Here is an 8,516-nt window from a genome sequence, read left to right as displayed (position 1 = left end):
GCGCTGGGTCTACGAGCCACCGGCCCGGCCGCGCGGCGCTGGCGGCGGGCGGCGCAGCTGGCGCGCCGTGGGACTGGATGCGCGCGAGACGGTCGAGCGCATCGCCTTCCCGGAACTTGGCGAGAACGCCGTCACGGCCGGCCTCGTCAAGCTGGACCGGCGCCTCAACCCGGTGCTGGGCGAACTGGCAGCGCCGTCGCAAGGCCTGCGCCGCTGGGACGGCCTGGCCTGGGCGCCGCTGCCGACGGGTTTTCTCGAAACCGTGCGCGGGCGTGTGCTGGTGCTGGTGCATGGCACCTTCAGCGCCAGTGCGATGTACACCAAGGAGTTCGCCGTGACGGCCGACGGCGAAGCACTGTTCGATCGCCTGACCCGCGCGGGCGACCGCAAGGGCGAGTACAGCGCAGTGCTGGCCTTCGACCACCCGACGCTGTCCGTCGCGCCCTGGTTGAACGCGCTGGCGCTGCGGGACGCCCTCGCCGGCTGCAGGGCCGAGCTGGATTTCGTCGGCCACAGTCGCGGTGGCCTGGTCATCGCCTGGCTGCTGCGGCTGGCGCCGACCCTGCCCGTGCGCCAGGCGCTGTTCGTCGGCTCGCCGCTGGCCGGCACCTCGCTGGCCGCGCCCGACAAGATCCGCCAGGCGCTGGACACGCTGGCCAGCATCAGTGGTGCGCTGGCCGAAGGCGCGGCCAGGGTCGGCCGCGTGGTGCCCGGGCTGGAGCCGCTGTCGCTGGGCGTTGCGGGCCTGGCCTGCGTGCTCGGCAAGGTGTTGCAACTGGGCTCGCGCACGCCGCTGGCCGACGCGGCCGTGGGCCTGGTGCCCGGTCTGCTGGCCCAGGGCCGGGTTGCCAACAACCTGGAGCTGGCCCAGCTGTGGCCGCTGCCCGCCGGTGTCGAGGTGCGCGCCATTGGCGGCAGCTTCAGGCCGAGCGAGACCGACGAGCCGCTGTGGAAGCTGTGGAAGCGCATCACGAACCTGCAAGGCCAGGCGATGTACTACGGCGCCGACCTGATCTTCGACCAGCCCAACGACCTCGTCGTCGACAGCGCGGCGATGCACCAGCTCGGCTCTCAGGTGCTGGCCGCGCCGCATTGGGAGGACCTGGGCGTCAGCGCCGAGACTCACCACACCAACTACTTCCAGGATGCGCGCGTGCTGAACTGGCTGGACCGGCGGCTGCGCTGAGGGCGGTCCAGGGGGTCTGAGGCGGCCGGCGGACCCGCCGCGAGCCGGCGCTATGGGATGGACGGAGTGAGGACGCCGCCTGTTGGCGCAACCGCGGGCCGGCGCGCGGCTGCGGCCGCCTGCAAATGTGGGAGGCGGTGCTGGATCAGGCCGGTTGCGGCGTGAGCGCTGGCGGATGGGCCTGGGCCGCCAGCCGCGCCCAGCAGGCGTCGACATAGGCCGCCATGATGCGGGCGTAGCGGGGATGCTGCTGGTGACCCCACTCGGGATGGAACTGGAAGCCCCAGGCGAACTGCGACGCGTCGTGCCAGCGGAAGGCTTCGACGATGCCGTCATCCGCCACCGCCTCGGCCACCAGCCCGGGCGCCAGGCGCTTGACGCCCTGCGAATGCAGGGAGCTGACCGCGATGCGGCTGCAGCCGGTGATGTGTTCGAGCAGGCCGCCTGGCTGCAGGTTGATGTGGTGGCGCTCGCGGTACTGCGCGTCCAGCGGCTCGTCGGGGTCTTCCCAATGCGGGACGGGGCCGCCCAGCGCCTTCAGGTCCTGGTGCAGGCTGCCGCCCATCGCGACATTGAACTCCTGCGAGCCGCGGCAGATGCCGAGCAGCGGCACGCCGTGTTCGATGCACAGCCGGATGAGGGGCAGGGACACCGCCTCACGCTCGCTGTCGAAGGCCATGTCGGGGTGGGCCGGCTCCTCGCCATACAGGCGCGGGTTGACGTTGGTGGCCGAGCCGCCCAGCAGCACGCCCTGAACGCCGGCCAGCAGCGACGGCAGCCGGGCCACCGGCACGCGCGGGTAGCTCACCGGCTGCAGGCCGAGATTAACCAGGGTGCGCGTGCCGACCTCGTCCATCACGGTGTATTGCTGCGGGTGGCCGTGCTCGTTGCCCAGCTCGCGGTGGCTGGCCACCACCCAGACGGTCGGCACGCGGAAATCACCGGTCATGGGGGCGTTGCGAAAGGCGGGTTCACGCGCGCTCATGCGCCGTCCTCCAGGCGTTGCCGGGCGTGCTCGCTGCAGGCCGACGCGAAGGCGTCCAGCGTGCGGCGGTAGAAGGCAATGCGGTCATGGCGCCATTCCGGGTGCCATTGCACGCCGTAGGCAAACGCCTGGGCGTTGGCGACGCGCACGCCCTCCACCAGGCCGTCGGGCGCGCGGGCCTCGGCCACCATGCCCTCGCCCAGTCGCTTGATGCCCTGGCCATGCAGCGAGTTGACCCATACCCGCGTGCTGCCGGCCCATTCCGCAAAGGCGCTGCCCGGCTCCAGCAGCACCTCATGGCGTTCGGCGAACTGCGCTTCCAGGTCGACATCCTGCGGCTCGCGGTGGTCCAGCAGCCCTTGCTCGGCGTGCACCTGCTGGTAGAGGCTGCCGCCCAGGGCGACGTTCATCTCCTGCATGCCGCGGCACACGCCGAACAGCGGCGTGCCGGCCGCGACGGCCTCCCGCACCAGGGCCATGGTGAGGCGGTCGCGGCGCGGGTCGAGCACATCGGTGGGTAGCGCCGCCGCGCCGAAATGCGTGGCCTCGACGTTGGACGGCGAGCCGGTGAGCAGCACGCCATCGACCAGCGGCAGCAGGTCATGCACGTCGCCGGCGCCGGCCATCGGGAACAGCACCGGCTGCAGGCCCAGCTCGCAGACCGCAGCGGCATAACGGTCTGCCAGCACGGTGTAGCCCCCGGGGTCGGACAGATCCAGGTTGCGGTGGCAGGCCGGCAACCACACCAGCGGGCGGTGCACTTTGGCGGAGTGGCGGGGCGCGGGGACGAGCGCGTTCATGGCCCCGATCCTGCGGCAGCGCAAGCGTGCCGGTTGCAACGCCGGGCCGCATCCTCGTGTCGGACGGTTCCGACAGTGCGGGCGCCAGGCGCGACGGCCTCAGCGGCAGGTGCGCCAACCGCCGGTCTCCAGGTGCAAATGGTCGCGGTGAGCGGCGTTGTAGTCGGGCCCGAGCACGCCGTGGAACCAGCGGCAGGCGCCGTCATGCGCCTCGCGCAGGAAGGCGCCCTGAGCGCTGCCATCGCCCCAGTCGCCCTGTACGCTGACGCGCAAGCCGCTGCGCATCACGAAGCCGGTGACGTCCAGCGCCTCCGCGGTCGCGTGGCGGCTGCGTGCCGCGCCTTCGCGGCCATAGAGGTTGCGGCAGGCGTAGCTGCCGACATGCTGGACACGCTGCAACGGCTCGCCGAAGTGGTGCTGCGCTGAGTCAACCAGCGTGTGCCGCTGCCACATCGCCAGCGCCAGCACCGACGGGCAGGACAGCGCAAACGCCTCACCCACGCCGACGTCGCCCAAGGTCGAGACGCGCCAGGCCTGATTGAAGCCGCAGCCTTCGCCGGTGCGCCGGTCCGGCACAGGCTCGACGCGCCAGGGCAGTGCCCGCACCGATTGCGCGCAGCGTGCCGGATCGCGCTGCGCGCGTGCGAGCTTGAAGCCGGTGAGCCAGTTCGGCGCCTCGTCGACCACCAAAGGCGCGAATGGGTTGTGGCGATCGGGCAGGCGCCACCAGGCCTGCTGCCAGCCGAGCGCGAGCAACGCGATGAGAGCCAGCAGCAACGCGAGCCGGAGGTGCTTCATGCCTGCGCAGGGGCAAACCGCAGGCCGCTCAGGTCAGTGCGCGTTCCGGGCTGCGGTAGTGGTAGCGGTAGGCGAAGACAAAGCCCAAGCGCACATACAGGCGTTTGGCGGCTTCGTTGTCGCTGCCCACCTGCAGATACGCCTGGCGCGCGCCTTGCGCATGGGCCCGCGTGAGCAAGGCGCGACACAGGCGGTCGGCATGGCCCTGGCGCGGCACCGCCGAGGCGATGTCGTAGAGGCCGACGATGTCAGCGTCGATGACCATCTGACCGCAGGCCAGCAGGGCGCCGGTGTCGTCATGCAGCGCAAAGCCATGGTAGGTGACTGGGGCGTTAGCGATGCGCTCGGCATGAGCGGCAATCGCGCCTTGAGAGGAGCCGCGCAGCGCGCCGACGGTGGCGGCGTAGGCAGTCGCGTCGAGGGCCTGGAGGGGCGCGGGTGCGGGCTCGGGCACGAGGGTGTCCAGCACCATGACATCAGCCGCGTCGAACGCGGCCCAGCCCTTGGCGGCCAGGCGTGCATCGAGGTCGGCGGGCTGGCTCCAGGGCGTCACGCGCACGGCCAGCGGCAGGCCGGCGGCGTCGTAGGCGCGCTGGCAGCGCGCCAGCAGCTCGTCCAGCGGCAGCGTGCCCTCGCGCAGCGCGTTGATGCAGCGCGAGCGCTTGGCCTTGCCCGGCGACAGGCGGATCAGCCAGCCGTCGATGTCGGCCTGCTGGGGCGGGGCGCTGGCATCCAGGCCGGCCAGTTCGGCGCGCAGGGCGAGGGCCTGGAGGTCCGATTCAGTCATGGGCGAGCAGCACGGCGGGGTCGCGCCAGATGCAGCGCCATTCGGGCAGGCAGACGCCACCGAAGGGCGGGGTCATGCCCGGGTCGATGAACTCGGCGCCCATGCGGGCATAGAAGCGCTTGGCGGCTTCGTTCTGATCCAGCACCCACAGGTGCAGCGGCTGGGTGTGCGCCGGCCCCAGTTCTCGGACGACGGCCTGCAGCAACCGGCGGCCGATGCCGCCGCCCTTGAGGTCGGGGTGGACATGCAGGTTGTCGACCAGCGTGCCGCAGACGGGGTCATGGCCGGGCAGCACATAGGCGAAGCCGACCATCTGGCCGGCGGCGTCCTCGGCCACGATGCCGAATGCCGGCGCGGTGGCTGGTCCTTGCAGGCGTTCGCGCCAGACGGCCCGGCGCTCGGCGAAGACCTCTTGGTCGAGAAAGGCGTCCGGCACGATCCCGCGGTAGGCGCTGCGCCAGCTGGTGGCGTGCAATGCGGCGACGTCGTCGGCGTCGCTGTCGAGCAGCAGCCGCAGCGTCACCCCGCTCACCGCATCGTCTCGATGCGCCTCACCATCTCCTTGGCGAACTCGACAAACGCCTGCGCGCCCTTGGAGCTGGGGTCGAACACCACGCCCGGCAGCCCATAGCTTGGCGCCTCGGCCAGCCGCACATTGCGTGGGATGACGGTGTCGAAGACCTTGTTGCCGAAGTGAGTCTTGAGCTGGTCGCTGACCTGCTGCTGCAGCGTGATGCGGGGGTCGAACATGACGCGCAGCAGGCCGATGATCTGCAGGTCGGGATTCAGGTTGGCGTGTATCTGCTTGATGGTGTTGACCAGGTCGGTCAGGCCCTCCAGTGCGAAGTACTCGCACTGCATGGGCACGATGACGCCATGGGCGCTGCACAGGCCGTTGAGCGTCAGCATCGAGAGCGACGGCGGGCAGTCGATGAGGATGAAGTCGTAGTCGGCCGTGACCTCGGCGATCGCCGTCTTGATGCGCTTCTCGCGGCGCTCCAGGGCCACCAGGTCCACCTCGGCGCCGGCCAGCTCACGATTGGCGCCGAGCACGTCGTAGCCGGACTTTTCGGCCTTGACGCGCGCCTCGGCGATGGAGGCGGACTCCAGCAGCACGTCATAGACGGTCAGCTCCAGCTTGCGCTTGTCGATGCCCGAACCCATGGTCGCGTTGCCCTGCGGGTCCAGGTCGACGACCAGCACACGCTGGCCGATCTGGGCCAGGCCGGCGGCGAGATTGACGGTGGTGGTGGTCTTGCCGACGCCGCCCTTCTGGTTGGCGATGCAGAAAATCTTGGCCATGAGTGAGGGTTCCCGGGACTGCCGGCATCGTACCGGGGAGAGGGCGGGCCGCACCTCGGGCACGACCCGTGAAGTGACCTCAGCGGGGTCGCATCCAGACGATGCAGCGCTGAGCATTTAGCCCGGGAACGGCCAGTTGTTCCACGTGAAACACGTCCACGTCAGCGGGCAGGGCGGCGATTTCGTCGGCGGGGTGCTGTCCCTTCATGGCCATCCACACCGCGCCCTCCGCCAAATGCTGCCGGGTCAAGTTGGTGAAGTCGACCAGTGAGGCAAAGGCGCGGGAAGTGATGACACCGAAGGGTTCGGTCTTCAGGGCCTCCACGCGGCTGTGCACGCCGCGCAGGTTGGGCAGCTTCAACTCAGCGGCGACCTGCTGGATGAAAGTCGCCTTCTTGGCAACGGCGTCCACGCAGCTGACGTCGGTTCCCGGGCAGCAGATCGAGATGACGACACCCGGCAGGCCCCCACCAGCGCCGACGTCCAGCAGCCGGGCCGGCGCGCCGTGGCGCTGCAGCGGCGCAATGACCGACAGGCTGTCCAACAGGTGATGGGTCAGCATCTGTGCCGGGTCGCGCACGGCGGTCAGGTTGTAGACCTTGTTCCACTTCTGCAGCAGGGCCAGATAGGCCAGCAGCTGGTCGATCTGCGCGTCGCTGAGGTCCAGGCCAAGTTCGCGGGCGGCGCTTTCCAGCGTGTCCTTCATGCCGCTTCCGCCTCAGCGGTGAAGCCCTTGAACTTGCCCTTCTTCAGGTGCACCAGCAGCAGCGAGATCGCCGCCGGCGTGATGCCGGAGATCCGCGAGGCCTGGCCCAGCGTCTCGGGGCGGTGGGTGTTCAGCTTCTGGCGCGCCTCGAAGGAGAGCGCGTGGACGAGGCCGTAGTCCAGCTCGTCGGGCAGCTTCAGGTGCTCGAAGTGCGCGGCTCGGGCGACGTCGTCGACCTGCTTGTCGATATAGCCGGCGTACTTGGTGCTGATCTCGACCTGCTCGGTGACCAGAGCCGCCAGCTCGGCGCCCAACTCGGTGTTCAATGTTTCACGTGAAACGCCCGCTTCGGGGCGTGCAATCGCGGCCACCTCGGCGACGGTGTCGAACACGACACCCGGCCGGCGCAGCAGGTCGATCAGCGTGTACTCCCGCTCCAGCGCCTTGCCGACGAGGCGCTCCGCATCCGCCGCTGGCAGGATGCCCGCGTGGACCCAGGTGCTCTTCAGTTTCTCTGTTTCACGTGAAACAGCATCGCGCTTGCGGTTGAAGGCTGCCCAGCGCTCGTCGTCCACCAGGCCCAGCTGCCGGCCGGTCTCGGTCAGGCGTGCGTCGGCGTTGTCCTCGCGCAGTTGCAGTCGGAACTCGGCCCGGCTGGTGAACATGCGGTAGGGCTCGGTCACGCCCTTGGTGATGAGGTCGTCCACCAGCACGCCCAGGTAGGCCTGGTCGCGCGCCGGCGTCCAGGGCGCGTCACCACGCACCTGCAGCGCGGCGTTCAGCCCGGCAAACAGACCCTGTGCCGCCGCTTCCTCGTAGCCGGTCGTGCCATTGATCTGGCCGGCGAAGAACAGGCCCAGGATGACCTTGGTCTCGAAGCGGGCCTTCAGCCCGCGCGGGTCGAAGTAGTCGTACTCGCTGGCGTAGCCAGGCCGCAGGATGTCGGCGTTCTCCAGCCCGGGGATGCTGCGCACGGCGGCCAGCTGGATGTCGAAGGGCAGGGAGGTGGAGATGCCGTTCGGGTAGAACTCATGCGTCGTCAGGCCTTCGGGCTCCAGAAAGATCTGGTGCGAGTCCTTGTCGGCGAAGCGGTTGACCTTGTCCTCGATGCTGGGGCAGTAGCGCGGCCCCACGCCCTCGATGACGCCGGTGAACATGGGGCTGCGATCGAAGCCGCTGCGGATGATCGCGTGGGTCTTCGGATTCGTGTGCGTGATCCAGCACGGTACCTGCTGCGGGTGCATGGCCGTGTTGCCCATGAAGCTGAACACCGGCGCCGGATCCAGATCGCCGGGTTGGGCCTCGCACTTGCTGAAGTCGATGCTGCGGCCATCCAGGCGCGGCGGCGTGCCGGTCTTGAGGCGCCCCTGCGGCAGCTTCAGCTCCTTGAGGCGTGCCGACAGCGACACAGCCGGCGGGTCGCCCGCGCGGCCGGCGGCGTAGTTCTGCAGGCCCACGTGGATGCGGCCGTCCAGGAAGGTGCCCGCCGTCAGCACGACGGCGCGTGCGCGGAACTGGATGCCGGCCTGGGTGACGGCACCGACCACGCGGTCGCCTTCCACCATCAGGTCGTCCACCGCCTGCTGGAACAGCATCAGATTCGGCTGGTTCTCCAGCCGTTGCCGGATGGCGGCCTTGTAGAGGATGCGGTCGGCCTGGGCGCGGGTGGCGCGCACGGCCGGGCCCTTGCTGCCATTCAGGATTCGGAACTGGATGCCCGCCTCATCGGTGGCCAGCGCCATCGCGCCGCCCAGCGCGTCGACCTCCTTGACGAGGTGGCCCTTGCCGATGCCGCCGATGCTGGGGTTGCAGCTCATCTGGCCCAGGGTCTCGATGTTGTGGGTCAGCAGCAGCGTGGCCGCGCCCGTGCGGGCGGCGGCGAGTGCAGCCTCGGTGCCGGCATGGCCGCCGCCGACGACGATGACGTCGAATTCCTTGGGGTACAGCATGGG

At 70.0% G+C, this 8,516-nt stretch carries 9 protein-coding genes; 1 reads left to right on the top strand and 8 read right to left on the bottom strand.

Going from position 1 to position 8,516, the window contains the following annotated elements; all coding sequences use genetic code 11:
* A partial coding sequence (locus ACT6S0_RS10745) for an esterase/lipase family protein (protein ID WP_444763879.1) occupies positions 1-1,186 on the top strand: 1,186 nt, incomplete at its 5' end.
* A gap of 145 nt (positions 1,187-1,331) precedes the next feature.
* Here the strand turns inward: ACT6S0_RS10745 and ACT6S0_RS10740 are convergent.
* From ACT6S0_RS10740 to mnmG, 8 genes are all read right to left on the bottom strand, one after another.
* Positions 1,332-2,171, bottom strand: coding sequence for a gamma-glutamyl-gamma-aminobutyrate hydrolase family protein (locus ACT6S0_RS10740; RefSeq protein WP_444763878.1), 840 nt, complete (start codon positions 2,169-2,171; stop codon positions 1,332-1,334).
* Positions 2,168-2,971 carry a gamma-glutamyl-gamma-aminobutyrate hydrolase family protein gene (locus ACT6S0_RS10735; protein WP_444763877.1) on the bottom strand — a complete coding sequence of 268 codons (804 nt, stop codon included), beginning with the start codon at positions 2,969-2,971 and terminating at the stop codon, positions 2,168-2,170. Before ACT6S0_RS10735 ends, ACT6S0_RS10740 begins: the two co-directional genes overlap by 4 nt.
* A 99-nt stretch (positions 2,972-3,070) precedes the next feature.
* On the bottom strand, positions 3,071-3,769 hold the full coding sequence (locus ACT6S0_RS10730) for an extensin-like domain-containing protein (protein ID WP_444763876.1): 699 nt from the start codon (positions 3,767-3,769) through the stop codon (positions 3,071-3,073).
* 28 nt (positions 3,770-3,797) lie between these two features.
* On the bottom strand, positions 3,798-4,556 hold the full coding sequence (locus ACT6S0_RS10725) for a GNAT family N-acetyltransferase (RefSeq protein WP_444763875.1): 759 nt from the start codon (positions 4,554-4,556) through the stop codon (positions 3,798-3,800).
* Complete coding sequence (locus tag ACT6S0_RS10720) at positions 4,549-5,088, bottom strand: GNAT family N-acetyltransferase (RefSeq protein ID WP_444763874.1); 540 nt, start codon at positions 5,086-5,088, stop codon at positions 4,549-4,551. Before ACT6S0_RS10720 ends, ACT6S0_RS10725 begins: the two co-directional genes overlap by 8 nt.
* The gene (locus tag ACT6S0_RS10715) at positions 5,085-5,858 is read right to left on the bottom strand and encodes a ParA family protein (RefSeq protein ID WP_444763873.1); all 774 of its coding nucleotides are present in this window, start codon (positions 5,856-5,858) and stop codon (positions 5,085-5,087) included. The genes ACT6S0_RS10720 and ACT6S0_RS10715 overlap by 4 nt, the downstream gene beginning before the upstream one ends.
* A 79-nt stretch (positions 5,859-5,937) precedes the next feature.
* A complete protein-coding gene (rsmG, locus tag ACT6S0_RS10710; RefSeq protein WP_444763872.1) occupies positions 5,938-6,564 on the bottom strand; it encodes a 16S rRNA (guanine(527)-N(7))-methyltransferase RsmG in 627 nt (208 codons plus the stop codon).
* Positions 6,561-8,513 carry a tRNA uridine-5-carboxymethylaminomethyl(34) synthesis enzyme MnmG gene (mnmG, locus tag ACT6S0_RS10705; RefSeq protein WP_444763871.1) on the bottom strand — a complete coding sequence of 651 codons (1,953 nt, stop codon included), beginning with the start codon at positions 8,511-8,513 and terminating at the stop codon, positions 6,561-6,563. The genes rsmG and mnmG overlap by 4 nt, the downstream gene beginning before the upstream one ends.
* Positions 8,514-8,516 lie beyond the last annotated feature (3 nt).

The organism is Roseateles sp., assembly GCF_052436255.1.
In the GTDB taxonomy this organism is placed as follows: domain Bacteria; phylum Pseudomonadota; class Gammaproteobacteria; order Burkholderiales; family Burkholderiaceae_C; genus Pelomonas.
This window is presented reverse-complemented; position numbering and strand designations above follow the sequence as displayed.

Coding starts and splice junctions, on each gene's coding strand:
- rsmG (WP_444763872.1), bottom strand. CDS start 6,564: ATGAAGGACACGCTGGAAAGCGCCGCCCGCGAACTTGGCCTGGACCTC.
- ACT6S0_RS10730 (WP_444763876.1), bottom strand. CDS start 3,769: ATGAAGCACCTCCGGCTCGCGTTGCTGCTGGCTCTCATCGCGTTGCTC.
- ACT6S0_RS10725 (WP_444763875.1), bottom strand. CDS start 4,556: ATGACTGAATCGGACCTCCAGGCCCTCGCCCTGCGCGCCGAACTGGCC.
- ACT6S0_RS10735 (WP_444763877.1), bottom strand. CDS start 2,971: ATGAACGCGCTCGTCCCCGCGCCCCGCCACTCCGCCAAAGTGCACCGC.
- ACT6S0_RS10740 (WP_444763878.1), bottom strand. CDS start 2,171: ATGAGCGCGCGTGAACCCGCCTTTCGCAACGCCCCCATGACCGGTGAT.
- mnmG (WP_444763871.1), bottom strand. CDS start 8,513: ATGCTGTACCCCAAGGAATTCGACGTCATCGTCGTCGGCGGCGGCCAT.
- ACT6S0_RS10715 (WP_444763873.1), bottom strand. CDS start 5,858: ATGGCCAAGATTTTCTGCATCGCCAACCAGAAGGGCGGCGTCGGCAAG.